The 24,338-nt window shown below is 70.1% G+C and carries 23 protein-coding genes; 3 read left to right on the forward strand and 20 right to left on the reverse strand.

Going from position 1 to position 24,338, the window contains the following annotated elements:
• Positions 1-127: 127 nt before the first annotated feature.
• From tyrS to argC, 11 genes are all read right to left on the reverse strand, one after another.
• Entirely contained in the window at positions 128-1,402 is a 1,275-nt protein-coding gene (gene tyrS, locus IQ251_RS13270) for a tyrosine--tRNA ligase (RefSeq protein WP_193928869.1), read from the reverse strand.
• A 30-nt stretch (positions 1,403-1,432) separates the two neighbouring features.
• Positions 1,433-2,056, reverse strand: coding sequence for a DNA-3-methyladenine glycosylase (locus IQ251_RS13275; protein ID WP_193928870.1), 624 nt, complete (start codon positions 2,054-2,056; stop codon positions 1,433-1,435).
• A 34-nt stretch (positions 2,057-2,090) separates the two neighbouring features.
• Positions 2,091-3,512: an argininosuccinate lyase gene (argH, locus tag IQ251_RS13280; protein ID WP_370591379.1), complete on the reverse strand. Its 1,422-nt coding sequence runs from the start codon at positions 3,510-3,512 to the stop codon at positions 2,091-2,093.
• A gap of 105 nt (positions 3,513-3,617) precedes the next feature.
• Positions 3,618-4,814 (reverse strand): argininosuccinate synthase, encoded by a 1,197-nt coding sequence (locus IQ251_RS13285; protein WP_193928871.1) that lies wholly within the window; start codon positions 4,812-4,814, stop codon positions 3,618-3,620.
• Positions 4,807-5,397, reverse strand: a complete 591-nt coding sequence (locus IQ251_RS13290) for an arginine repressor (protein ID WP_370591380.1) — start codon at positions 5,395-5,397, stop codon at positions 4,807-4,809. Before IQ251_RS13290 ends, IQ251_RS13285 begins: the two co-directional genes overlap by 8 nt.
• The gene (gene argF, locus IQ251_RS13295) at positions 5,394-6,320 is read right to left on the reverse strand and encodes an ornithine carbamoyltransferase (protein ID WP_193929014.1); all 927 of its coding nucleotides are present in this window, start codon (positions 6,318-6,320) and stop codon (positions 5,394-5,396) included. Before argF ends, IQ251_RS13290 begins: the two co-directional genes overlap by 4 nt.
• Positions 6,317-7,519 carry an acetylornithine transaminase gene (locus tag IQ251_RS13300; RefSeq protein ID WP_193928873.1) on the reverse strand — a complete coding sequence of 401 codons (1,203 nt, stop codon included), beginning with the start codon at positions 7,517-7,519 and terminating at the stop codon, positions 6,317-6,319. The genes argF and IQ251_RS13300 overlap by 4 nt, the downstream gene beginning before the upstream one ends.
• Entirely contained in the window at positions 7,516-8,427 is a 912-nt protein-coding gene (gene argB, locus IQ251_RS13305) for an acetylglutamate kinase (RefSeq protein ID WP_193928874.1), read from the reverse strand. Before argB ends, IQ251_RS13300 begins: the two co-directional genes overlap by 4 nt.
• Positions 8,424-9,584, reverse strand: coding sequence for a bifunctional glutamate N-acetyltransferase/amino-acid acetyltransferase ArgJ (gene argJ, locus IQ251_RS13310; RefSeq protein WP_193928875.1), 1,161 nt, complete (start codon positions 9,582-9,584; stop codon positions 8,424-8,426). The genes argB and argJ overlap by 4 nt, the downstream gene beginning before the upstream one ends.
• Positions 9,581-9,991: an ACT domain-containing protein gene (locus IQ251_RS13315; RefSeq protein WP_228046791.1), complete on the reverse strand. Its 411-nt coding sequence runs from the start codon at positions 9,989-9,991 to the stop codon at positions 9,581-9,583. The genes argJ and IQ251_RS13315 overlap by 4 nt, the downstream gene beginning before the upstream one ends.
• Positions 9,991-11,016, reverse strand: a complete 1,026-nt coding sequence (gene argC, locus IQ251_RS13320) for an N-acetyl-gamma-glutamyl-phosphate reductase (RefSeq protein WP_193928876.1) — start codon at positions 11,014-11,016, stop codon at positions 9,991-9,993. The genes IQ251_RS13315 and argC overlap by 1 nt, the downstream gene beginning before the upstream one ends.
• Before the next feature lie 140 nt (positions 11,017-11,156).
• Between argC and IQ251_RS13325 the strand changes: the two genes are divergently transcribed.
• A complete protein-coding gene (locus IQ251_RS13325) occupies positions 11,157-11,759 on the forward strand; it encodes a GNAT family N-acetyltransferase (RefSeq protein WP_193928877.1) in 603 nt (200 codons plus the stop codon).
• A gap of 3 nt (positions 11,760-11,762) precedes the next feature.
• On the opposite strand, the gene IQ251_RS13330 is transcribed toward IQ251_RS13325, so the two are convergent.
• The 7 genes from IQ251_RS13330 to infC form a co-directional block, all read right to left on the reverse strand.
• Positions 11,763-12,809, reverse strand: a complete 1,047-nt coding sequence (locus tag IQ251_RS13330; RefSeq protein ID WP_193928878.1) for a Gfo/Idh/MocA family protein — start codon at positions 12,807-12,809, stop codon at positions 11,763-11,765.
• Between the two features lie 301 nt (positions 12,810-13,110).
• Positions 13,111-15,603: a phenylalanine--tRNA ligase subunit beta gene (gene pheT / locus IQ251_RS13335; RefSeq protein ID WP_193928879.1), complete on the reverse strand. Its 2,493-nt coding sequence runs from the start codon at positions 15,601-15,603 to the stop codon at positions 13,111-13,113.
• Positions 15,604-15,650: 47 nt separating this feature from the next.
• Positions 15,651-16,712, reverse strand: coding sequence for a phenylalanine--tRNA ligase subunit alpha (gene pheS, locus IQ251_RS13340; protein ID WP_193928880.1), 1,062 nt, complete (start codon positions 16,710-16,712; stop codon positions 15,651-15,653).
• Positions 16,713-16,995: 283 nt separating this feature from the next.
• Positions 16,996-17,757, reverse strand: a complete 762-nt coding sequence (locus IQ251_RS13345; protein WP_228046820.1) for a TrmH family RNA methyltransferase — start codon at positions 17,755-17,757, stop codon at positions 16,996-16,998.
• An 83-nt stretch (positions 17,758-17,840) separates the two neighbouring features.
• Positions 17,841-18,209: a 50S ribosomal protein L20 gene (gene rplT, locus IQ251_RS13350; protein WP_193928881.1), complete on the reverse strand. Its 369-nt coding sequence runs from the start codon at positions 18,207-18,209 to the stop codon at positions 17,841-17,843.
• A gap of 98 nt (positions 18,210-18,307) precedes the next feature.
• On the reverse strand, positions 18,308-18,502 hold the full coding sequence (gene rpmI / locus IQ251_RS13355; RefSeq protein WP_193928882.1) for a 50S ribosomal protein L35: 195 nt from the start codon (positions 18,500-18,502) through the stop codon (positions 18,308-18,310).
• A gap of 95 nt (positions 18,503-18,597) precedes the next feature.
• Positions 18,598-19,140: a translation initiation factor IF-3 gene (infC, locus tag IQ251_RS13360; RefSeq protein ID WP_193929017.1), complete on the reverse strand. Its 543-nt coding sequence runs from the start codon at positions 19,138-19,140 to the stop codon at positions 18,598-18,600.
• Between the two features lie 460 nt (positions 19,141-19,600).
• Here infC and IQ251_RS13365 point away from each other — a divergent pair, with 460 nt between their 5' ends.
• Entirely contained in the window at positions 19,601-19,891 is a 291-nt protein-coding gene (locus IQ251_RS13365; protein ID WP_193929018.1) for a DUF1844 domain-containing protein, read from the forward strand.
• A gap of 101 nt (positions 19,892-19,992) precedes the next feature.
• Here the strand turns inward: IQ251_RS13365 and IQ251_RS13370 are convergent, their stop codons facing one another.
• Complete coding sequence (locus IQ251_RS13370; protein WP_193928883.1) at positions 19,993-20,856, reverse strand: helix-turn-helix domain-containing protein; 864 nt, start codon at positions 20,854-20,856, stop codon at positions 19,993-19,995.
• A gap of 289 nt (positions 20,857-21,145) precedes the next feature.
• Between IQ251_RS13370 and IQ251_RS13375 the strand changes: the two genes are divergently transcribed.
• Positions 21,146-21,364: an HC3 family zinc finger protein gene (locus tag IQ251_RS13375; RefSeq protein WP_370591382.1), complete on the forward strand. Its 219-nt coding sequence runs from the start codon at positions 21,146-21,148 to the stop codon at positions 21,362-21,364.
• A 91-nt stretch (positions 21,365-21,455) separates the two neighbouring features.
• Here IQ251_RS13375 and uvrA read toward each other — a convergent pair whose 3' ends face one another.
• On the reverse strand, positions 21,456-24,317 hold the full coding sequence (gene uvrA, locus IQ251_RS13380; RefSeq protein ID WP_193928885.1) for an excinuclease ABC subunit UvrA: 2,862 nt from the start codon (positions 24,315-24,317) through the stop codon (positions 21,456-21,458).
• Positions 24,318-24,338: the final 21 nt, after the last annotated feature.

The raw sequence follows: 24,338 nt of genomic DNA on the forward strand, positions 1-24,338 counted from the left end.
CCGGTCCGTTCCGCGCTGACAAGAAATAATCTACAGCCTCACCCAGTCGGAGTCAAACCGACCCCGGACAGTACCGGAACGGGCGCGAACGCGCTGGTCAGCGCCCCGTTTCGGTGCTTGCTTCAGCCTAATTCACGACCTCGACGCCCGCAGTGTGACGCTTGCCACGCCGGAGGACCAACCAGCGCCCGTGCAGCAGGTCGTCCGCACTCGGCGTCCAGTCCTCACCAGGGATTTTGGCGTTGTTGACGTAGGCGCCGCCCTCGTTGACGGTCCGCCGCGCCGCGCTGCGACCCGTGGCCAGGCCGCTCTCCACCAGCAGATCGATGATCGTCGGCGAGTCGGCGAGCCGGACGCGTCCCGTGGGCACCTCGCGCATCGCCGCGGCCAACGTGGGTCCGTCGAGTTCGGTGAGCTCCCCGCGACCGAAGAGCGCCTGACTAGCCGCGACCACCTTGCGGGTCTGCTCGACTCCGTGCACCAGCGTCGTTAGCTCCTCCGCCAACTTGCGCTGCCCGGCCCGCAGTTGCGGGCGTTCCGCGGTGGTCCGTTCGAGCTCGTCGATCTCCTCGGCGGGCAGGAAGGTGAACAGCCGGAGGTACTTGCCCACGTCCGCGTCGGCGGTGTTCACGAAGTACTGGTACCAGGCGTACGGCGAGGTCATGTCCGGGTCCAGCCACAGGTTGCCGCCCCCGGTGGACTTGCCGAACTTGCGCCCCTCGGCATCGGTGACCAGCGGCAAGGTCAGGGCGTGCGCTGGTACGCCCTCCTGCTTGCGCACCAGATCGACCCCGGCCACGATGTTGCCCCACTGGTCCGAGCCGCCGATCTGCAGGCTCGTCCCGTGCCTGCGGTGCAACTGCACGTAATCGTTGGCCTGCAACAGCATGTAGCTGAACTCGGTGTAGGACATGCCGTCGGACTCCAGCCGGCGCTTGACCGTGTCCCGGGCCAGCATCGTGTTCACCGAGAAGTGCTTGCCAACATCGCGCAGAAACGCCGTGACCGACAGGTCGGCCGTCCAGTGCGCGTTGTTCTCCATGATTGCGCCCGTCGGCGAGTCGTCGAAGTCCACGAACGCCGCGAGCTGATCGCGGATGCTGCCGGTCCATTCCAAGACCGTTGTCTCGTCGTGCAGGTTGCGCTCGCCGACATCCCGAGGATCGCCAATCAGCCCCGTGGCCCCACCGGCCATGACGATCGGACGGTGCCCGAACTGCTGGAAGCGGCGCAGCGTCAGGATCGGCACCAGGTGCCCGGCGTGCAGGCTCGGTCCGGTCGGGTCGAAACCGGCATACAGGGTGAGCGGGGCTTCGTCGAGCGCAGCACGCAGCGCATCGTCGTCGGTGGTCTGCGCGATCAGCCCGCGCCAGGTCAGCTCGTCAAGGATGTGCTCGCTCACCGGTCCAGTTTCGCACCGGCACCGGTGCGCTCATGCCCGGGTCCGGATGCGGCGGCGTCCACCGCGCCGGTAGCTCGACACCGCCGGCGAACCATCGACCCAGCTGCGCCACGGCATGTCCATGGCCGCGGCCACCCCGACGCGCGGTCCGCTGCGCACGTCGTCCTCGTCCACCGGGTCGCCCTGGTACAGCCCGACCGGGGCATCGGGATCGGTGAGATCCAGGCCGTTGTACGCGCGGTCGATCCCGAGCACCCCGGCCAGTCGCGCCGGGCCGCTGGCCAGCTGCACGTCCTTGCGCACCGCAGGCCTGCGGGCGCGGGCGAGCTCGACCCCCTCCACGAGCTCGCCCGCTCGCAGCAGCACTGCTCCTGGCACGCCGTCGGTCATGCACACCACATTGATGCAGAAGTGCATGCCGTAGACGAAGTAGACGTAGAGATGCCCGGCCGGCCCGAACATCACCGCGTTGCGTTCGGTGCGACCGCGATAGCAGTGCGACGCCGGATCGTCACCGCCCCGGTAAGCCTCCACCTCGACCAACCGCACCGCGACATCGCCTTCCGGACCGGTAGACCGCAGCTCGCAGCCGAGGAGCCATCGGGCCACCCACAGCGGATCGTGGGCGAGTTCATCGCGCTGCACCTGAGTCACGCCGGCGAGACTACCTGCCCACCACCCGCCGTGATCAGGCCGACAGCCACGCGCGATGGTCGCGCACCGCTGCCGCAACCCGCTCGCGCTGCTCGGCGACGCGGTCCGGTGCCGTACCGCCGTGCCCGTTCCGGGACGCGATCGATCCGGCCACGGTGAGCACCTCGCGGACCTGCGGGGTCAACGCCGGATCGGCGGCCGCCAGCTCCTCATCGGTGAGCTCGTCAAGTCCGACACCGCGGGCCTCGGCGGTGCGCACGCACGCACCGGACGCCTCGTGCGCGGCCCGGAACGGCACCCCCTGGCGCACCAGCCACTCGGCGATGTCGGTGGCCAACGTGAATCCGGCAGGAGCCAGCTCGGCCATCCGCTCGGTGTGGAACGTCAGCGTGCCCAGCATCCCGGCCATCGCGGGCAGTAGCAGATCCAGGTGCTCCACCGAGTCGAAGACCGGTTCCTTGTCCTCCTGCAGGTCCCGGTTGTAGGCCAGCGGTTGCGCCTTGAGCGTGCTGAGCAGGCCGGTCAGATTCCCGATCATCCGTCCCGATTTGCCGCGAGCCAGTTCGCTCACGTCCGGGTTCTTCTTCTGCGGCATGATCGAGCTGCCGGTGGCCCACGCGTCATCGAGGGTCACGTACCCGAATTCGGCGGTGTTCCAGATGATGACCTCTTCGGCCACCCGGGAGAGGTTCACCCCGAGCATCGCCAGCACGAACCCGGCCTCGGCGGCGAAGTCGCGCGCGGACGTGCCGTCCATCGAGTTGTCCACGGCCCCGTCGAACCCGAGCTCGGTGGCCACCGCCTGCGGGTCCAGCCCCAGCGAGGATCCGGCCAGTGCACCGGATCCGTAGGGCGAGTACGCGGTGCGCGCGTCCCAGTCCCGGATCCGCGAGACGTCGCGCAGCAGGGCCTGGCAGTGCGCCAGCAGGTGGTGCGCCAGCAGCACCGGTTGCGCGTGCTGCAAGTGGGTGCGCCCGGGAAGCACCGCATCCGGATGCGCCGCGGCCTGGTCGACCAGGGCCTGCACCACGTCCAGCACGCCCGAGGCCACCCGGCGCGCCGCATCGCGCAGCCACATGCGGAACAGGGTGGCGACCTGGTCGTTGCGCGAGCGCCCGGCGCGCAGCTTGCCGCCGAGCTCCGGTCCGACCCGCTCCAGCAGGCCGCGTTCCAGCGCGGTGTGCACGTCTTCGTCGTCCAGGACCGGCTGGAACTCGCCCGATTCAACATCCGCGGCAAGCTCGTCGAGCCCGGACAGCATCCGATCCAGCTCATCGGTGGTGAGCAGCCCCGCGTGGTGCAGCACCCTCGCGTGCGCGCGGGAACCGGCGATGTCGTGCGGCGCGAGCCGCCAATCGAACTGGGTGGACAGGCTCAGCCGCGCCATCGCCTCGGCCGGTCCGGATGCGAAGCGGCCGCCCCAGAGCTTGGTGGGCTCGCTGCCTTGCTGCGTCACGGTTGTTCCCTCGTCAGGACGTCGGAATCGGGCGGCCGACCATCCTGGTCGGCCGGAAACGGTGCGGCGCCGACACCGGGACCCGGCCGGTGCCGGCGCCGCAGATCAGCCGCGCTGGTCGCGCTTGGCGGCGATCTTGCTGGGCAGTCCCCACAGCTGCACGAAGCCCTTGGCCAGCGACTGGTCGAAGCTGTCGCCCTCGTCGTAGGTGGCCAGGTTGAAGTCGTACAGCGATTCCTCGCTGCGCCGGCCGTTGACCACGGCGCGGCCCGCGTGCAGCTTCATCCGGATCTCACCGGAGACGTGCTGCTGGGAGTCGGCGATGAACGCGTCCAGCGAGTCCTTCAGCGGGGAGAACCACAGGCCGTCGTAGACCAGCTCGCCCCACCGCTGCGCGACGGTCCGCTTGAACCGCGCGAGGTCGCGCTCCAGGGTGACGTCTTCGAGCTCCTGGTGGGCGGTGATCAGCGCCAGCGCACCGGGAGCCTCGTAGATCTCCCGGCTCTTGATGCCGACCAACCGGTCCTCGACCATGTCCAGCCGGCCGACGCCCTGCGCACCGGCGCGGCGGTTGAGCTGCTGGATGGCCTGCAGGACGGTGACGGTCTCGCCGTCGATGGCCACCGGAACACCGCGGTCGAAGGTGATCACGACCTCGTCGGCGTCCCGCGGCACGGCGGGGTCGTCGGTGTAGGAGTAGACGTCCTCGATCGGCGCGTTCCAGATGTCCTCCAGGAAACCGGTCTCCACGGCCCGGCCGAAGACGTTCTGGTCGATCGAGTACGGCGACTTCTTGTTCACGTCGATCGGCAAGTCCCGGTCCTCGGCCCAGGCGATCGCCTTCTCCCGCGTCCACGCGAAGTCGCGGACCGGGGCGATGACCTTGAGCTCCGGCGCCAGCGCACCGATGCCGACCTCGAAGCGCACCTGGTCGTTGCCCTTGCCGGTGCAGCCGTGCGACACGGTGCTCGCGCCGAACTTCTTGGCGGCATCGGTGAGGTGCTTGACGATCAGCGGGCGCGAAACGGCCGAGACCAGCGGGTAGCGGTCCATGTACAGCGCGTTGGCCTGCAGCGCGGGCAGGCAGTATTGATCCGCGAACTCATCGCGCGCGTCGGCGACCACCGCCTCGACGGCACCGCAGTCCAGTGCCCGCTTGCGGACGGTCTCCAGGTCCTCGCCGCCTTGGCCGACGTCGACCGCCACGGCCACGACCTCGGCGTTGGTCTCTTCAGCGATCCATCCGATGGCCACGGACGTGTCCAGGCCACCCGAGTAGGCCAGCACCACCCGGTCACTCATTGCCTTGCTCCTTCGATGTCTGTTGCTGATTGTGCTCTGCGCTTTCAGGCCGCGCCGCGTTGTCGGGCCGCCCCGCCGGGGAGCGCTCCTCCGCGGCGGCCTGCCGGGCGCCGGCCGCCATCTCGGCGAACCGATCGGCCAGCTCGTGGCCGGTGAGCGGTTCGCGCGCTACGACCATGACCGTGTCGTCACCGGCGATCGAGCCGACCACCTCCGGCAGCACGGCCCGGTCGATCGCGCTGGCCAGGAACTGCGCCGCCCCGGGCGGGGTGCGCAGCACGGTCAGGTTGCCCGCCCCGTCCGTGCCCGCGAGCAGCTCGCCGAGCAACCTGCTCAACCGCGATGTGCCGCCCTGCACACCGCGCACCGGGCTGCCGTCCTCCGGGATGACGTAGACCGCCGCACCGCCGTCGGCGGCCCGCAGCTTGACCGCCCCGAGCTCGTCGAGGTCCCGGGACAACGTCGCCTGGGTGACTTCGATGCCGTCGTCGGCCAACAGCTTGGCCAGCTCGGTCTGGCTGCGGATCTCCTCGGCGGACACCAGCTCGGTGATGCGTGCCTGGCGCGCGACCCTGGTGGTCACCGTCGCTGCACCAGCCACGCTAGCAGGGCCTTCTGCGCGTGCAGGCGGTTCTCCGCCTCGTCGAAGACCGCGCTGGAGGCACCGTCCAGAACCGAATCGGTGATCTCCTGGCCGCGGTGCGCGGGCAGGCAGTGCAGCACGCTGGTGCCCGGTTTCCCGGTGGCGGCCAGCAGCTCGTCGTTGACCTGGAACGGTCGGAACGGGCTGATCCGGTCCTTGCCGTCGTTCTCCTGGCCCATCGAGGTCCAGGAATCGGTGACCAGCACGTCCGCACCGTCGACGGCACCGCCCGGGTCGTGGAGCAGCTCGATCGAACCGCCGGTCTCCGCGGCGCGGGCGCGGGCAGCCTGCAGCACCCAGTCGACGGGAAGGAAACCTTCGGGCGAACCGATCCGCACGTGCATCCCGGCGGTCGCTCCCCCGACCAGCAGCGAGTGCGCCATGTTGTTGGCACCGTCACCGAGGTAGGTCAGGGTCAGCCCGGTCAACCGCCCGTGCCGCTCGCGGATCGTCTGCAGATCGGCGAGCACCTGGCAAGGGTGGAACTCGTCGGTGAGTGCGTTGATCACCGGCACCGAGGCGGCCGAGGCCATCGCGTCCATCCGGGCCTGGGCGAAGGTCCGCCAGACGACGGCGTCGACGTAGCGCGACATCACCCGTGAGGTGTCCTCGATGGTCTCCTCGCGGCCCAGCTGCATCATGCGCCCGTCGACGACCACCGGGTGGCCGCCCAACTGCGCGATGCCGACCTCGAATGACAACCGGGTGCGGGTGGAGTTCTTCTCGAACACGACCGCCACGGCCTTGGGCCCGCCGAGCACGGACGAACCGCTCGGATCGGCCTTGAACTCGTCGGCCAGGTCGAGGATCTCCGCCTGCTCGTCGGGGCTCAGGTCGTCGTCGCGGAGGAAGTGCCGCATCAGGAGCTCACCTCGGTGGTTTCGGGGGCGGGAACGCCGTCCAGCAGAGCGGGCAGGTCGGCCAGCAGCTGCGCGACTTGCTCGGGCCGCACGATCAGCGGCGGGGCCAGGCGCACGGCGTCGGGCTTGATCGGGTTGATCAGGTAGCCGGCCTGCTGGGCAGCGGCAGCCAGCGCGGGCGCCACCGGTCGCGCCAGTCCGACGCCGACGAGCAGGCCGGCGCCGCGAACCTCGGCCACCAGCGGGTGTTCCAGGTCGCGCACGCCGCCGACCAGGGCGGCGCCGACCTGCTGCACGTGGGTGAGCAGGTCCTCGTCCGCGATGGTGTCCAGCACGGCCAGTGCCGCGGCACAGGCCACCGGATTGCCGCCGAACGTCGTGCCGTGCTGACCGGGGTGCAACAGCTCGCCCGCCTCGCCCAGGCCGATGCACGCACCGATCGGCAGACCTCCGCCCAGGCCCTTGGCCAGGGTGATCACGTCCGGAGTGATGCCGGCTTCCTGGAAGGCGAACCAGTTCCCGGTCCGGCCGATCCCGGTCTGCACCTCGTCGACGACGAGCAGGGCGCCGTTGCGGGTGGCGATCTCGCGCGCCGCGCGCAAGTACCCCTCGGGCGGGGGCACGACCCCGTTCTCGCCCTGGACCGGCTCCAGGAACACCGCAGCGGTGTTGTCGTCCACCGCGGACTCCAGCGCCGCGGTGTCACCGTACGGGACGTGCACGACCCCGGCGGGTAGCGGTTCGAAGGGCTGCTGCTTGCTGGGCTGCCCGGTCAGCGCCAGCGCACCCATGGTGCGGCCGTGGAAGCCGCCGTCGGTGGCGACCACCTTGGACTTGCCGGTCAGCCGCGCGATCTTGAACGCGGTCTCGTTGGCCTCGGCCCCCGAGTTGCAGAACAGCACGCGCCCGGGCTCGCCGACCAGGTTCAGCAGCCGCTCGGCGAGGGTCAGGCCGGGCCCGTGCCCGTACAGGTTGGACACGTGGCCGAGCGTGCTGATCTGCTCGGTGACCGCGGAGACGACCGCCGGGTGCGCGTGGCCGAGCGCGTTGACCGCGATCCCGCTGACGAAGTCCAGATAGCGGTTGCCCTCGACGTCGGTCAACGTGCAACCGGATCCTTCGGTGAAGGTCAGCTTGGGCGTGCCGTAGTTGTCCATCATGGACGCCTGCCACCGCTGGGCGCCCGCAGCGTTGCTAGTCATGAGCGTTCCTCCTCTGCAGGTGCGGGCAGCACCATCGTTCCGACCCCGGCACTGGTGAACACTTCGAGCAGCACCGAGTGCGCCAGTCGGCCGTCGATCACGTGCGCGCGCGGCACACCCCCACGTACCGCGCGCAAGCACGCCTCCATCTTCGGCACCATGCCGGATGCCAAGCCCGGCAGGAGCCGTTCGAGCTCGTCGGCGTCCACACTGGACACCAGGGAGGACCGGTCCGGCCAATCGGTGTACAGGCCCTCGACATCGGTGAGGACCACCAGCTTCTCGGCACCCAGCGCCACTGCGAGCGCACCGGCCGCGGTGTCCGCGTTGACGTTGTGCACCACGCCGTCCACGTCCGGGGCGACCGTGGACACCACCGGGATGCGACCCGCGTTGATCAGGTCCTGCACGGCGGCACCGTTGACGGACACGACGTCGCCGACCAGCCCCACGTCGACCTCGGATCCGTCCACTGTGGCCGATCGCCGCTCCGCGGTGAACAACCGGGCGTCCTCACCGGACATGCCGACGGCGAACGGTCCGTGCTGGTTGATCAGCCCGACCAGCTCGCGGCCCACCTGACCGACGAGCACCATCCGCACCACGTCCATGGTCTCCGGCGACGTCACGCGCAGCCCCCCGCGGAACTCGCCCTCGATGCCGAGCCGGTCGAGCATGCTCGTGATCTGCGGACCACCGCCGTGCACCACGACCGGGTGCAGCCCGGCGAGCCGCAGGAAGACCATGTCGTGCGCGAACGCGGTTTTGAGCTCGTCGTCGACCATGGCGTTGCCGCCGTACTTGACCACGACGGTCGCCCCGTGGAAGCGCTGCAGCCACGGCAGGGCTTCCACCAGCACACTGGCCTTCTGCGCAGCGGTCTCCAACCGCACGTCGCCGGTGCTCATGACGAGTACGCGCTGTTCTCTTCGACATAGGCGTGCGAGAGGTCGGTGCTGAGCACCGTCGCCTCCACATCACCGAGGTGCAGATCGACGACGATGTCGATGTGCCTGTCGGACAGGTCGGCTTCGCTGCGATCACGGGACTGGGTGCCCCCGGCGAACAGGGTGACCCCGTTGGTGGCGATCTCCAGCTGCTGCACGTCGATCTCGGCATCGACCCGGCCCAGCGCCATCGCGATCCGCCCCCAGTTCGGATCCGAGCCGAACATCGCCGTCTTGACGAGGTTGTCCTCCGCGATGGTGCGGGCGATGGCCACCGCGTCGTCCTCGCGGACCGCACCACGCACCGTGATGTCGATGGTCTTGGTCGCGCCTTCCGAGTCGTCCTGCAGCGCGCGGACCAGGTCGTGGCAGGCGGCGGTGAGCTCGGCGGTGAACTCGGCCGGATCGGGCCGCACGCCGGACGCGCCGGACGCCAGCAGCAGCACCGTGTCGTTGGTGGAGGTCCCGCCGTCGACGTCCAGCCGGTCGAAGGTGGTCCGGGACGCGGCCCGCAGCGCCGCGTCGAGCTGGTCACCGTCGACGAGCGCATCGGTGGTGAGCACGCTGAGCATCGTGGCCATGTTGGGCGCGAGCATGCCGGCCCCCTTGGCGAAACCGCCGATCGAGAAGCCGCTGCCGTGCTCGCGCAGGCTCTGCTTGGCCCGGGTGTCGGTGGTCAGCACCGCGGTGGCGGCATCCAGACCGGACTGCTCGGTACCCTCCAGCTGCTGCACGGCCACGTCCAGACCGGGCAGCAGGGCCTGCATCGGGATCCGCTCCCCGATGAGCCCGGTCGAGCACACCGCGACGCCGATCGCCCCGGTGTCGAGCAGCTCGGCGGCCCGCTCGGCCGTGGCGTGGGTGTCCTGGAAGCCCTCCGGCCCGGTGCACGCGTTGGCGCACCCGGAGTTCAGCACCACCGCGCGCAGGCTGCGCTCCTGCAGCACTTGTTGCGACCACAGCACCGGCGCCGCCTTGACCTTGTTCGTCGTGAACACCCCGGCGGCCGCTTGCTCGGGCCCGTCGTTGACCACGAGGGCGAGGTCGCGCGCACCGCCGGATTTGATCCCGGCCGCGATTCCGGCTGCCCGGAACCCCGCGGGTCCGGTCACACTCATTGGCACTCCTGTGTCTCGCTGACGGTGTGCCCGGCGGCGGTGAGCGAGTCGACGGCAGCATCCGCCGACTCGGCCGGGACGAGGATCCAGTCGGTGTCGAAGGTGGACAGGGTGAACACGCTGACCCCGGCGTCGGCCAGCGGCACGAGCAGGCTCGCCAGCACACCGGTGAGCGAGAAGTCCAGCGGGCCTTGCACTTCCAGCGCTCGGAACGGTCCCTGCACCCGCACGTCCGGACCCGCTTCGGGAGCCAGGTGATGCGGGAACACGATCGTGCGGCCCGCTCGGGTGGTGAGCGTGCCGTGAATGGCGGCCGTGCCACCGGTCAGCGCGAGGTTGGCGTGCGGCGGGACCATGCCGACGGCGAGCTGCTCGGCGTGCATGTCGACCTTCAGCGTCGAGGGCATCAGGGCGCGACCCCCGCGGTGGGCAGGCCGGTGGCCTCGGGCAGACCGGTGGCCAGGTTCATGCACTGCACCGCACCTCCGGCAGTGCCCTTGGTGAGGTTGTCCTCCGCGCCGATCACGACCAACCGCGCGGCGTCGGCATCGACGGCCAGCTGCAGGTGAACCGTGTTGGCGCCGAGGGTGGCGGACGTCTGCGGCCACTGCCCTTCCGGGAGCATCCGCACGAACGACTCGTCCGCGTACGCCTGCGCGTAGACCGCGCGGAGGGCGGCTTCGTCGACCCCGTCCCGCAGCGGTGCCGAGCAGGTCGCGAGGATGCCGCGCGGCATCGGGGCCAGGACCGGGGTGAACGAGACCTTCACCGGGGCGCCCGCCGCGGCGCTGAGGTTCTGCACGAGCTCCGGCGTGTGCCGGTGCGCTCCTCCGACGCCGTAGGCGCTGGCGGAGCCCATGACCTCGGCGGAGAGCAGGTGGGGCTTGAGCGAGCGGCCCGCGCCGGAGGTACCGGTGACCGCGACGACGACGGCGTCCGGTTCCACCAGCCCCGCACCCAAGGCCGGGACCAGCGCCAGCGACGACACCGTGGGGAAGCAGCCCGGCACGGCGATCCGCATGGCGCTGCTCAGCCGCTCGCGGCCGCCCGGGAGCTCGGGGATACCGTAGGGCCAGGTGCCGGGATGCTCCCCGCCGTACCAGCGAGCCCAGTCGGTCGGGTCGTTGAGCCGGTGATCGGCCCCGCAGTCGATGACCACGGCCTCGCCGAGCTCGGCTGCGATGGCTGCGGAATGCCCGTGCGGCAGCGCGAGGAACACGACGTCGTGGCCGCGCAGCTCGTCCGCGGTCGTCTCGGTCAGCACGCGGTCGGCCAGTGGCTGCAGGTTCGGGTGGTGGTCGCCGAGCAAGGTTCCGGCGTTGCCGCCCGCGGTCAGCGCACCGATCTCCACCTCGGGGTGGCCGACCAGCAGGCGCAGCAGTTCTCCGCCCGCGTACCCGCTGGCTCCGGCGACGGCCGCACGAATCGTCATGCGGATAATTATGCACCTCGATGCAATATCAATCAACGAGGGGTGTTCCCGGCCACCGCGCCCGCCGCTCGCCGCCCCGATGATCATCGGACCCCCTTGTGGACCACCGGGGATCAGCGGGCATCATCATGATGATGACGATGGTCCCGCCCCGCCCGCACGCGGCGGCCCACCGCGCCCCGGCGCCGGTCGGACGAGGCGGCTGGGCGGGCAGCGAGGTGGGACTGCGCCGCGTCGTGCCCGGCGACCGACGCACCCTCGTGCGCTTCGACCGGGAATCCGCACGACGCCGCTTCCTGCGGGTGGACGGCTACCGGCACTGGGCCGCCCACCGCGCCGATCCGGAAGGTCGCGCCGATCCGGAGGGCACCGGTGATGACCTGCACTTCGCCATCGAGCGACTCACCGACGGCGCCCTCGTCGGCTCGATGTGCACCACGCAGACCGAACCGTCCTCCGGACGTTTCAGCTACGGCGTCGGCATCGGCCCCGAGCATCAGCGGCACGGATACGCGCTCGACGCGATCCGCGTCCTGCTCGGGCACATGTTCAGCACTCGCAGGTACCGCAAGTGCGAAGTGGGCATCTACGCCTGCAACCACGCATCCCTGGCACTGCACGAGAAACTCGGATTCCGCGAGGAGATCCGCGCTCGCGACCCCGAGGAGCACCCGGAGCGGGTGCAGCACCTGGTGTTGATGAGCATCACCCGCTCCGAGTTCGCCGCGTACCCGGGCACCTGACCGCTACTGCGCGCCGATCGGCTCAACCACCCCGGAACCGGCCGCGCGGGAGACGGCTTCGACGACCGCCAGGGTGCGCGCCGCATCGGCGACCGACACCGCAGGCTCCTCCTCCCCGCGCACGACCCGCGCGAAGTGGGCGAGCTGGTTGCTGTAGGAGTCACCAGCGGCCTTGGGCTCGAACCGGACGCTCAGCGGTTGCGTCCAATCCGAGCGCCCCTCGTGGTAGTAGTGCGCCAACTGCGGGAAGGACAGCGATCCGCGGGTGCCCGCGATCGAGTAGCAGGAGCCGTCCGGCCGGTACGGGAAGGTCGGGTCGTCCTCGGTGGCCTGATCCCACCCCCAGGGCGCCACGACGGCATCGGAGATCAGGAACGAACCGACCGCCGAGCCCGCGAACCGGACGATCACCGCAGCCGTCTCCTCCACGTCGTACCCACGGACCGCGTTACTGGTGCACGCCTGAACGCCGGTGATCTCGCCGCACAGGTACCGCAGCAGGTCCAGATCGTGCACCAGGTTGATCAGCAGCACTCCCGCACCGGGCTCCCGGCGCCAGGACTGCTCGAAGTAGGCGTCGTCCTTCCTGGTCAACCACGTTCCGTTCACCGCGACCAGATCGCCGATCCCGCCGGAACGAATGATCTCGCGCGCCGCGGTGACGGCCGGGTGGTGCCTGCGGTGGTGTCCGACGAGCACCGGGACATCGGCAGCGGCTTCCGCCGCGACGAGCTCGGCCGCCGCCGCGTGCGAGGTGGCCACTGGCTTTTCCAGCAGCACCGGAACCCCCGCGGCGATGCAGTCCAGCGCCATGGGCACGTGCAGGTGGTTCGGGCTGGCGACCAGCACAGCATCCAGCCCCGGTGAGGCCAGCAGGTCCCGGTGGTCGGTGAACTGCCGTGCTCCGTGCTCGGCGGCGATCCGGTCGTCGACCGGATCGGCCACCGCCACCAGTTCCACGCCCTGGTCCCGGGCGAGGAAACCGGCGTGCTGACCGCCCATTCGCCCGGCTCCGATCAGGCCGACCCGCAGTGCTGAATTGCTCCGCATCGATGCGCCTTCCTCAGTACAGGAATCGACCGTTCGTCCCCCGGTCCGCGATGCGCTCCGGGCATCGGGCGGTCGACCCGCTGCGGTGTGCGATTCCCGGTGCCGGGCGCCGCGATCTTCCCTTCCCCCGACACGTTCACGCGGTTCCGGACACCTATGACTACGTAGTCATAGTCGGATGCAAAGTAGGGACTCACGCTCGTGCCGTCAACCCCACCCGTCCCGCCGACCTCCACCCCGCCCGGAACGACGCGGGCCCGGGCACTCCGCGCGGGAATGCCCGGGCCCGGGGTGGGTTCCGTCAGCCGCGCAGCGTCGCGCCCAGCCGATCGGCGGCCAGCTGCACCGCGGCATCGCGGGCCGCAGTGGCCTCCTCCTGCTTCAACGTCCGGTCCGGCGCACGGAAGCGCAGCGCCAGGGCCAGCGACTTCTTGCCCTCGCCCAGCTGCTCACCGGCGTAGACGTCGAACAACCGGACGTCCTCCAGCAGCTCACCGCCGCCCGCGCGCACCGCGGCGACCACGTCGGCAGCCGCCGCATCGCGATCGACGACCAGCGCCACGTCCATCAGCACCGGCGGGTAGGACGACACCTGCGGAGCCGGACGCGGATCGGTGATCGGCAGCGCATCCAGATCGAGCTCCATCGCACAGGTGCGCTTGGGCAGCCCCAGCGCCTCCACGACCTTCGGGTGCAGCTCGCCCGCGTGCCCGACGACCGAGCCGCCGACCACGAGCTCCGCGCACCGGCCCGGGTGCCACGGGGCCTGCTCCCCCGCGCGCACGCCGAGTTCCACCCCGGCTGCCGAAGCAACCGCGCGCGCGGCCTGCACCGCATCCGCCCACCCGGCGTCGCGGCCCTGGCCCCACCAACCGGGTTGCTCGCGCTTGCCGGAGAGCACGACCGCGGCGTGCACCGGCTGAGCGGGCAGCGCATCGGCCAACGCCTGCAGCTCCTGCACGGTGGGCCGATCGGACACCCCCACCGCAGGCACCTCGGGCAGGTTCTCCGGCGGCTGCACGACCTGCCCGATGTGGAACAGCGCGAGATCCCGCTGCCCCCGGGCCACGTTGCTCTGCAAGGCCTCGACCAGGCCGGTCAGCAACGTCGTGCTCACCAGCGGCCGGTCGTTCTCCAGCGCGTTGAGCAGCGACATCGCCCGGCGTCGCGGATCGTCCTCATCCAGCCCGAACGCGTCGAACACGGCCCGCCCGGTGAACGGGAACGGGAGCACCTCGGCATACCCGGCCGAGGCCAGCGCCCGCGACACCGCATGCCGACGCTGCTGGCGCGGCGTGCGTCCCCGACCGGGAGGCGCGGCGGGCAGCACGGACGGAATCGTGTGGTAGCCCTCCAGGCGCAGCACTTCCTCGACCAGATCCGCGGGCTGCACCAGATCGGGACGCCAGCTCGGCGGCGCCGCCGTCACCAACCCCACGCCCTCGTCGGACGTGCTCACCTCGACCCGGCAACCGATCTGGCCGAGCCGACGCGCGGTGACCCCGCGCTCATAGGACACCCCGGCGATGCGGTCCGGAAGGGCCAACGGCATCGTCACCGGGGACGGAGCCGCCGGTTCGCCCACATCCGTGCGGCCGGGGGCGATCGTGCCCTCCCCGTAGCGCACCAGCAGCTGAGCGGCCAGCTCGGTCGCCACCGGCGCGATCGCCGGATCCACACCGCGTTCGAAGCGCTTGCCCGCCTCACTGGGGAGCTTGTGCCGCCGGATCGCCCGCGCGATGCTGGCCGGATCCCAGTTCGCCGCCTCCAGCAGGACGTCGTGCGTGTCCTCGCCGATTTCGGTGGTCGCGCCGCCCATCACGCCCGCGAGCGAGACCGGCCCGGTGTCGTCGCAGATCACCACGTCGTCGGGATCGAGTTCCCGGTCCACCCCGTCCAACGTGGTCAGCTTCTCGCCCGCAGCCGCACGGCGGACGACGACGTCACCGGACAGCTTCGCCGCGTCCCAGGCGTGCAGCGGTTGACCGAGTTCCAGCATCACGTAGTTGGTGATGTCCACCGACAACGAGATGGAGCGGATGCCGGCCAGCAACAACCTGCGGCGCATCCACCAGGGCGTCGGCGCGGTCGGATCGACACCGGTCACCCTGCGGAACACGAACCGGGAGCAGGCCGTGGGGTCACGCAGCTCGACCGGGCGGGCGGTGCGGTCGTCGGCCGGGACCTGGCGCGTTCCCGGGTCACCGAACGGCACGTCCAGCGTGTTGGACAGTTCCCGGGCCAATCCGCGCACCGAGAAGCAGTACCCGCGGTCCGGGGTGATGGCCAACTCGATGACCGCGTCGTCCAGACCGACGAGCTCCGCCACCCCCTCACCGGGGTCGACCGAGCCGGCGGGCAGCACCAGGATCCCCTCCTGGTCCTCACCGATGCCGAGCTCGGCGGTCGAGCAGATCATGCCCTCGCTGATCTTGCCGTAGGTCTTGCGCGAGCTGATCTCGAACTCACCGGGCAGCACCGCACCGGGCAGCGCGACCACGACGAGGTCACCTTCCCGGAAGTTCGTGGCACCACAGACGATGTTCTGCAGGTGCTGCTGCCCGGACTCGTCCTCGCCGACCTCGACCTGGCAGTACCGGATCGGCTTCTTGTGCCCGGTGAGCTCCTCGATCGCGGCGACGCGGCCGGCGACGAGCGGACCACGCACCTGGGGCAGGTGGGTGACCTCCTCGACCTCCAACCCGATCCGGACGAACGCGTCGGCCAGCGTCTCCGCGGTCGTCTCCTCGGGCAGCTCAAGGTGCTCGGCCAACCAGGAAACCGGAATCCGCACTTCGTCAGGCCCTTCTCTCGTTCACGTGGCAGGTGGTCAGGTACGGGTCAGATGCCGAACGGCTGGGTGAAGCGCACATCACCCTCGACCATGTCCCGCATATCCGGCAGTCCGTTGCGGAACTGCAGGGTGCGCTCCAGGCCCATGCCGAAGGCGAAGCCCGTGTACACCTCGGGATCGACACCGCAGGCACGCAGCACGTTGGGGTTGACCATGCCGCAGCCGCCCCACTCGACCCAGCCGGCGCCGCCCTTCTTCTCCGGGAACCACACGTCCATCTCGGCCGACGGCTCGGTGAACGGGAAGAACGACGGCCGCAGTCGGGTGACCGAGTCCGCGCCGAACATGGCCCGAGCGAACGCGTCGACGGTGCCCTTCAGATGCGCCATCGTCAGACCCTTGTCCACCGCCAGGCCTTCGACCTGGTGGAACACCGGGGTGTGCGTGGCGTCGAGCTCGTCGGTGCGAAAGGTCCGGCCCGGGCAGACCACGTACACCGGCAGATCACGCTCCAGCAGGGCGCGGACCTGCGCCGGCGAGGTGTGCGTGCGCAGCACGAGACCGGAGTCCTCCGGCGCCACGTAGAACGTGTCCTGCATGGTGCGCGCGGGATGGTCCTTGCCGAAGTTCAACGCGTCGAAGTTGAACCAGTCGGTTTCCAGCTCGGGCCCTTCGGCGACCTCCCAGCCCATGCCGACGAAGGTGTCCTCGATGTTCTCGATGAGCTGGGTGATCGGGTGCCGGGCGCCCGGCTGCACGCGATCCCACGGCAGCGTCACGTCGACGGTCTCGTCGCGCAGCACCCGCTCGTCCCGCTCGGCCTGCAGCACCGCCAGACGCTCGTCGTAGGCGCCCTGGATGGCTTCGCGCGCCGCGTTGACCCGCTTGCCCGCATCGCTGCGCGCCTTCGGCGGCAGAGCGCCGATCTCGCGGCGCGCGGTCAGCAGCGGGGACCGTTCCCCGAGGTGCGCGGGCTTCACGGCGGCCAGCTCGTCGAGGTCACCGGCCTGCGCGAACGCCGCGCGCGCATCGGCCGCAGCCGTCTCCAGAGTCTCCGCCGACAGCGCGGCGACCTCTTTGGGGTCGTACGGGTCGTTGGCTCCAGACATCGTTAGTGCGTGACTCCCGTTGATCCGACAGGCCCTCCTCCCGCCCGGATCACCACCCGGTCCGGCAGGCGGAACCTGCTCGTTGGCATGCGGACTTGACCACAAGCTGGCGCACCGAGTCTATGCGACACCCCCGACGGGATTGCGCGCAGTTCCGCCACGGACGTGCTCCGACCTCGCACACCACGTGCCCGCCGGAACGGTTCGGAGCGGGAACCGGGCGACGGGATCGGGATTCGGGCGGCCCCCGCACCGGGAACGACGTGCCGGTGGCGGAGCCCCTTCAGGCGCGCTGCGCGCGGGCGGAGGCGTACAGGCAGACGGCGGCGGCCGTGGCCAGGTTGAGGCTCTCCGCGCGGCCGTGGATGGGCACCCGCAACGCGGTGTCCAGTTCGGCGAGCACCGGATCCGCCAGTCCGTGCGCCTCGCTGCCGAACACCCAGGCCGTCGGCAACGACAGCGCGCCGGACCGGTCCGCCTCGTCGAGGTCCGCCGCGGCGTTGCCGTCGGCACCGACCAGCCGCAGACCCACCGCACGGCAGGCACCGAGCACGGCCGGGACATCGCGGTCGCGGGCCACGGGCAGGTGGAAGAGGCTCCCGGTGGACGCGCGCACCGCCTTGCCGTTGAAGGCGTCGACGGTGTCCCCGGCGAACAGCACCGCATCGGCGCCTGCGGCGTCGGCGACGCGGACGACCGTACCGGCATTGCCCGGATCGGCGATCCCGACCAGGACCGCGACCAGCCGGGGTTGCGCGGCCAGGGCGGCGTGCACCGATGCGCCGGGGAGATCACACACCGCTACCAGCCCCTGCGGTGTGATGGTTTCGGACAGGCCGGCGGCGGCCCGCTCAGTGACGGTGTGTACCGGGACGGCTGCGTCCGCGGCGTGTTCGAGCAGTGGCCGATGCTGCTGCTGACCGGTGCTGAACACATCGCGGACCCGCAGCGAACCGGTGCGGTGTGCGGCGAGCGCTTCGCCCACCGCCTGCGCTCCTTCGACGAGGAAGGCCCCCGCCTTCTCCCGGCCCTGGCGCTTGGTCAGCTTGCGAGCGAACGCGACCCGGGACGACCGCTCGGTCAGCGGAGTCGTCCCGGGTCGCGGTCCGGTCGATGCGCCTTCGGTGCTCAGGCGGCACCTTCCGGCAGGTTCTTGCGCGCGGTGTCGACCAGCGCGGTGAACGCCTGCGGGTCGTTGACCGCCAGCTCAGCCAGGATCTTGCGGTCGACCTCCACCCCGGCGGCCTTGAGGCCCTGCATGAAGCGGTTGTAGTTCAGGCCGTTCTGCCGGCTCGCGGCGTTGATACGGGTGATCCACAGCTTCCGGAAGTCGCCCTTGCGGGCGCGCCGGTCGCGGTAGGAGTAGGTCATCGAGTGGAGCATCTGCTCCTTGGCCTTGCGGTACAGCCGGGAGCGCTGTCCACGGTAGCCACGAGTCGATTCGAGAATCGTGCGGCGCTTCTTCTGGGCGTTGACCGCCCGCTTCACGCGTGCCACGGGGTCCGTCCTGTCATCTCATCGGGGGCGGGGAACCGCCCGAGCGGAACGCTGGTCTGGCTGCTGAACGACTCCGGCCGGAGCGTCGTCGGGGGTGTTCAGCGCCCCAGCATGCGGTTGACGCGATCGACGTCGTTCTTGGCCACCGCTTCGGTGCCCTCCAGACGCCGCGTCACGCGGCTGGACTTCTTCTCCAGGATGTGCCGCCGACCTGCCTGCTCGCGCCGCAGCTTGCCGGAGCCGGTCACCTTGAACCGCTTGGCCGCGCCCTTGTGGGTCTTGTTCTTCGGCATCTCGTAGTCCTCGTTTCGTACGGATGCCGGGCACGAGACCGCAGTCCCCTGCCCGGCGTCACTTGCAAGTCGAAGACCGGCGGAGTCCACCGCCGTTACGAAGCGGTCGCCTTCGCCTTCGTCTTGTTCGTCTTGTGCGGGGCCAGCACCATGATCATGTTCCGGCCGTCCTGCTTCGGATTGGCCTCGATGAACCCGAGTTCGGAGACGTCGTCGGCCAGGCGCTGCAGCAGGCGGAAGCCCAGCTCGGGACGCGACTGCTCACGACCGCGGAACATGATCGTCACCTTCACCTTGTGACCCTGACCGAGGAAGCGGGACACGTGGCCCTTCTTCGTCTCGTAGTCGTGCGGGTCGATCTTCGGCCGGAGCTTTTGCTCCTTGATGACGGTCTGCTGCTGGTTGCGGCGCGATTCGCGAGCCTTCTGCGCACTCTCGTACTTGAACTTGCCGTAGTCCATGAGCTTGCAGACCGGCGGGCGCGCCTGCGGGGCGACCTCGACAAGGTCCAGATCCGCTTCCTGGGCAAGCCGGAGCGCGTCCTCGATGCGGACGATCCCGACCTGTTCGCCGTTCGGTCCGACCAACCGGACTTCCGGAACCCGGATGCGGTCGTTGATGCGCGTCTCGGAGCTGATGGGCCCTCCTCGGTTCGATGGCGTACGTGCTGCACCGCGGCGCGTAGAGCTCGCCCTGAGTGCACGGGGAACGCGGGGCCGCAGCGGACCGCGCGAACCCTCACTCCAACCGATCGAACCGGTACCGCAATACCGTCCGTTGCTGCGGGCCGGAAGGCCTGCAGGACCGGGACCCGGATGCCTTGAGAGTCAGCAACGCGGGTGGGAGCGGGACTCCACTTTGCCGCCCCCGCCTGCGCAGGGGCTGGTCGCGAATGTCAGGGTATCAGCCGTGACCGAACCGCAGGCAACCCCGCCCCCGAACGGCGAACTCCCCGACGACACCCCGGGCGGTGACGTCCCGGGCGGTGACGTCCCGGGCTACGGCGTCCCGGGCGGCGGCACCCCGAACGACGGTGGTGAGCGTCCACACGACGCGGACACCGATGTCAACGTCCGCGAACTCGCCGATGTTCCCAGCATCGAGGTCATCAGCCGGGCGGCTGTGATGCTGATGTCGGCGGCCGCCGACAAGCTCGGACTGGCGGCGGAGAACCCGGACGACCCGCCTGCGCGCGATCTGGACGAAGCGCGGCGCCTGATCACCGCACTCGCCGGACTGGTCACCTCGTCGGTCGAGTACCTCGGGCCGCACGCAGGTGCGATCCGGGACGGACTGCAGACGCTGCAGCGCGCCTTCCGCGAAGCCTCGGCGGTGCCCGACGCACCCGGTCAGGGCCCGGGCGAGAAGTACACCGGCCCCGTCCACTGACCGGCGCCGTCCACCGGCCGACCCCGCGCAAATTCCGGCGGATCCGGCGTGCTCCGCACGCGGGATCACCCGGTCGGCGCCGCGCTCGGCGGCACCGCGGTTCAGCTCGGGCCGTTCCCGGCCGAGCTCCGCAGCTCCCGGTCCAGTTCGTCCGAGGCCGCTGCCAGGAGGTCCGCCGAACGGGCAACGCCGAGGGCGGCGTCCGCCACCTGCGCCGCGGCCCGCTCGTAGGAAGCGACCTGGTCGACCTGGTGCAGCAGGACCGCGGATAGCCGGGTCTCGATCCGCACGACCGGCGACGCGTCGGCCCGCTCGCCGATCCAGAACGGGCCGTCGAGACCGGGGTGCCAGCCCGCTCCGTCCGGAACGACGCGCAGTTCCACCTCGGAAGTGCGGCACATCTCCCGCATCGCCCGAACCTGTTCGGCCATCACGGCCGCGCCCCCGATGCGCTGGCGCAGCACATGTTCGCCGAGGAAGACCCGGACCGGGATCCGCTCGGCGGTGACGACCCTCGCCCGTCCTGCGCGGACCGCTACACCGAGGTCCACTTCGGACGGTGACGCTCCCGAACCGACCAGCGCAGCTCGCGCGTAGTCGGTGGTCTGCAACAAGTCCGGGACCAGCAGCGGGGACACGCTCGTGATGCGGGTGGCCTCGCGCTCGATCGCCAGCAGCGCCGCCAGCCGATCGGAGCAGCCCCCGAGCGCGAAGCCCTCCGCAGGCGGCTCTTCGGCGGCCAACCGGACCAGCTCTGCGCGCCGCTCGTCGGAGGCGCCGACCTGGTCGAGATACGCCTCGACATCGCGTGGACCGGGTCGCCGCGCTCCGCTCTCCCACCTGGAGAGCGTCGCGTGCGACGTGTGCAGTTTCAACGCGAGCCGGCGCAAGCCGATGCCCGCCGACTCCCGCGCATCCCGCAGCTGAGCGCCCAGGGTTCCGCGCCCCGTGCTGGTACCGGCCATGGTGCACACCCTACAAAGCGGTGATCAGTCCACGAGATCGCCCGAAAGGTGAATTGCCCCGCCCAGTCGAACTGGCGTTCAATTGGTTCCGCACCACCGGTACCACCGGTACCACTGATCGCCTGGGAAGCAGATCCGAGCCCGGTCGTTCCGGTTCGGCGCGGGGCGGGCAGGCGGACGCGATGTCCGAGGACTCCCCGGCGACGCCCAGTGGTCACCCCTTACCAGCAAATGCGCCGCCCCGACGATCAGTCCCGAGCGCGGCGCTCCGAAGATCGGAGGTCTCCGTGTGCAACGGATTCATTGGGTTCCGGCCGAAGGCATGCGCCATGCGACCCTGGACGCAGCGGAAACCAGCTCCCCGAACGCGGTCCGGGTCGACACGCTCTGCGGGCACCGCCTCGCAGCCCAGGACGATGGCCTCGCCTGGTTCTGGCAGACGTGCGCGCCGTGCCTGCGCGCAGCGCACCGGTTCCTGGCCGCTCCCCGCTCGCAGCAGTCCGGATGATCCCCGCAGTCCGCGTACCGCGGACTGGCGCACCCGGAACGGGAGCCCCGGAATCCCGGGGCGCGCAACCGAACTCGGGGTCCCGACCGGCTCAGCTCTCGGCCAGCACCGGCGCGAGGAACCGACCCGTGTAGCTCTCGTCGTTCCCGGCGAGGTCCTCCGGGGTGCCCTGCGCCACCAGCATCCCGCCACCGGAGCCGCCCTCCGGGCCCATGTCCAGGATCCAGTCCGAGGTCTTGATGACGTCGAGGTTGTGCTCGATGATCACCACCGTGTTGCCCTTGTCAACGAGGCCGTTGACGACGCCGAGCAGCTTGCGGATGTCCTCGAAGTGCAGCCCGGTGGTCGGCTCGTCGAGGACGTAGACGGTTTGTCCGGTCGAGCGCTTCTGCAGCTCGCTGGAGAGCTTCACCCGCTGGGCCTCACCACCCGACAGCGTCGGCGCGGGCTGCCCCAACCGCACGTAGCCGAGCCCCACGTCCACCAGCGTCTGCAGGTGGCGGTGGATTCCCTTGATGGGCTTGAAGAACTCGGCGGCCTCCTCGATCGGCATGTCGAGGACCTCGGCGATGGTCTTCCCCTTGTAGTGCACTTCCAGGGTTTCCCGGTTGTACCGGGCTCCCCTGCACACCTCGCACGGCACGAAGACGTCCGGCAGGAAGTTCATCTCGATCTTCAACGTGCCGTCGCCCGCGCACGCCTCGCACCGGCCGCCCTTGATGTTGAACGAGAACCGGCCGGGCTGGTACCCGCGCACCTTGGCTTCGGTCGTTGCCGCGAACAGCTTGCGGATGTGGTCGAAGACCCCGGTGTACGTCGCCGGGTTCGACCGCGGAGTGCGGCCGATCGGCGACTGGTCCACCTGAACCAGCTTGTCCACGTGCTCCAGGCCCTTGATCCGAGTGTGCCGTCCGGGGACCTGGCGAGCGCCGTTGAGCTTGTTCGCCAGCGTCGAAGCGAAGATGTCGTTGACGAGCGTGGACTTTCCGGAACCGGACACGCCGGTCACCGAGATCAGGCAGCCCAGCGGGAACGAGACGTCGATCTTGCGGAGGTTGTGCTCCCGCGCACCGACCACGGTCAGCTGGCGCTTGCGGTCCACCGGGCGGCGCACCTCGGGCAGCGGAATCCGCTTGCGCCGCGCGAGGTAGTCGCCGGTCAGCGACTGCTCGTTGTCCAACAGCTCCTTGAAGGGACCACTGTGGACGATCTGGCCACCGTGCTCACCCGCGCCGGGCCCGACGTCGACGACCCAGTCGGCACTGCGCACCGTGTCCTCGTCATGCTCCACGACGATCAGGGTGTTGCCCAGGTCACGCAACCGGGTCAGCGTCTCCAACAGGCGGTGGTTGTCCCGCTGGTGCAGCCCGATCGACGGTTCGTCGAGAACATACAGCACGCCGACCAGACCCGAACCGATCTGCGTCGCCAACCGGATCCGCTGCGCTTCCCCACCGGACAGCGTGCCCGCCGGCCGATCCAGCGAGAGGTAGTCCAGCCCCACGTCCAACAGGAATCCCAGGCGCGCCTGGACTTCGCGCAGCACCTGTCCGGCGATCATCTGCTCGCGCTCACCCAGCACCAAGCCATCGATGAAATCCGAGCAGTCCTGCACGCTCAGCGCACTCACCCCGGCGATGGACAGCTCCCCGTGCTCCGCGTCCTCCAGCGTCACGGCCAGGATCTCCGGCTTGAGCCGAGCTCCGTCACACGCCGGGCACGGCACATCGCGCATGTAGCCTTCGTACTTCTCCCGAGCGTAATCGGATTCCGTCTGATCCAGACGGCGCTCCAAAAACGGGATCACGCCCTCGTAATTGGCGTAGTACGACCGAGTCCTGCCGTAGCGGTTCCGATAGCGGACGTGCACCTGATCGGTCGTGCCGTGCAGCACCGCCTTCTTGACCTTCGTAGGCAGCTTGCTCCACGGAGTGTCCATCCGGAAGCCGATGGACTCGGACAACGAGGTCAGCAACCGGGTGAAGTATTCAGCGGTGTGCCCACCGGCCCAGGGGGCGATCGCCCCCTCTTCCAGCGCCAGGTCCTCGTCCGGGACGACCAGCTCCGGATCGACCTCCTTGCGGATGCCGAGACCCCCGCACTCCGGGCACGCACCGTAGGGCGAGTTGAACGAGAACGACCGGGGTTCGAGCTCATCGACGTCCAGTTCGTGACCGTTCGGGCAGGCCAGGTGCTCGGAGAACCGGCGCTCCCGCTTCGGGTCATCCTCGGCGACGTCGACGAACTCCAGGACGACCAGACCGTCGGCCAGTCGCAGCGCGGTCTCCACCGAGTCGGTGAGCCGCTGCTTGGCACCGGCCTTCACCGTGAGCCGGTCCACGACCACGGCGATGTCGTGCTTCTCCTGCTTCTTCAACTTCGGCGGGGAGTCCAGCGAGTGCACCTCGCCATCCACCCGCACCCGGGCGTAGCCCTGCGACTGGAGCTGCTCGAACAGATCCGCGTACTCGCCCTTGCGCCCGCGCACCACCGGAGCCAGCACCTGGAACTTGGTGCGCTCCGGCATGTCGAGCACCTGGTCGACGATCTGCTGCGGCGTCTGCTTGCTGATCGCCTCCGCGCATACCGGGCAGTGCGGCTTGCCTGCCCGCGCGTACAGCAGGCGCAGGTAGTCGAAGATCTCGGTAATCGTGCCGACCGTCGACCGCGGGTTGCGGTTGGTCGACTTCTGGTCGATCGAGACCGCCGGGGACAGGCCCTCGATGAAATCGACGTCCGGCTTGTCCATCTGCCCGAGGAACTGCCGGGCGTAGGCGGACAACGACTCCACGTAGCGACGTTGGCCTTCCGCGAAGATGGTGTCGAACGCCAGGCTCGACTTCCCGGAGCCGGACAGCCCGGTGAACACGATCAAACTGTCCCGCGGCAGGTCGAGATCGATCCCGCGCAGGTTGTGCTCACGGGCGCCGCGGACGACGAGGCGGTCAGCCACTGTGATCCCTTCGAAGAGTTC

Source organism: Saccharopolyspora montiporae (assembly GCF_015209505.1).
GTDB classification, from domain to species: domain Bacteria; phylum Actinomycetota; class Actinomycetes; order Mycobacteriales; family Pseudonocardiaceae; genus Saccharopolyspora; species Saccharopolyspora montiporae.

Excerpts from the sequence above, each read along its gene's own strand:
- argJ (WP_193928875.1), bottom strand. The coding sequence starts at position 9,584 with ATGAGTGTGACCGGACCCGCGGGGTTCCGGGCAGCCGGAATCGCGGCC.
- IQ251_RS13285 (WP_193928871.1), bottom strand. The coding sequence starts at position 4,814 with ATGAGTGACCGGGTGGTGCTGGCCTACTCGGGTGGCCTGGACACGTCC.
- IQ251_RS13330 (WP_193928878.1), bottom strand. The coding sequence starts at position 12,809 with ATGCGGAGCAATTCAGCACTGCGGGTCGGCCTGATCGGAGCCGGGCGA.
- IQ251_RS13300 (WP_193928873.1), bottom strand. The coding sequence starts at position 7,519 with ATGACTAGCAACGCTGCGGGCGCCCAGCGGTGGCAGGCGTCCATGATG.
- argB (WP_193928874.1), bottom strand. The coding sequence starts at position 8,427 with ATGAGCACCGGCGACGTGCGGTTGGAGACCGCTGCGCAGAAGGCCAGT.
- IQ251_RS13325 (WP_193928877.1), top strand. The coding sequence starts at position 11,157 with ATGGTCCCGCCCCGCCCGCACGCGGCGGCCCACCGCGCCCCGGCGCCG.
- IQ251_RS13370 (WP_193928883.1), bottom strand. The coding sequence starts at position 20,856 with ATGGCCGGTACCAGCACGGGGCGCGGAACCCTGGGCGCTCAGCTGCGG.
- IQ251_RS13315 (WP_228046791.1), bottom strand. The coding sequence starts at position 9,991 with ATGCCCTCGACGCTGAAGGTCGACATGCACGCCGAGCAGCTCGCCGTC.
- argC (WP_193928876.1), bottom strand. The coding sequence starts at position 11,016 with ATGACGATTCGTGCGGCCGTCGCCGGAGCCAGCGGGTACGCGGGCGGA.
- rpmI (WP_193928882.1), bottom strand. The coding sequence starts at position 18,502 with ATGCCGAAGAACAAGACCCACAAGGGCGCGGCCAAGCGGTTCAAGGTG.
- pheS (WP_193928880.1), bottom strand. The coding sequence starts at position 16,712 with ATGTCTGGAGCCAACGACCCGTACGACCCCAAAGAGGTCGCCGCGCTG.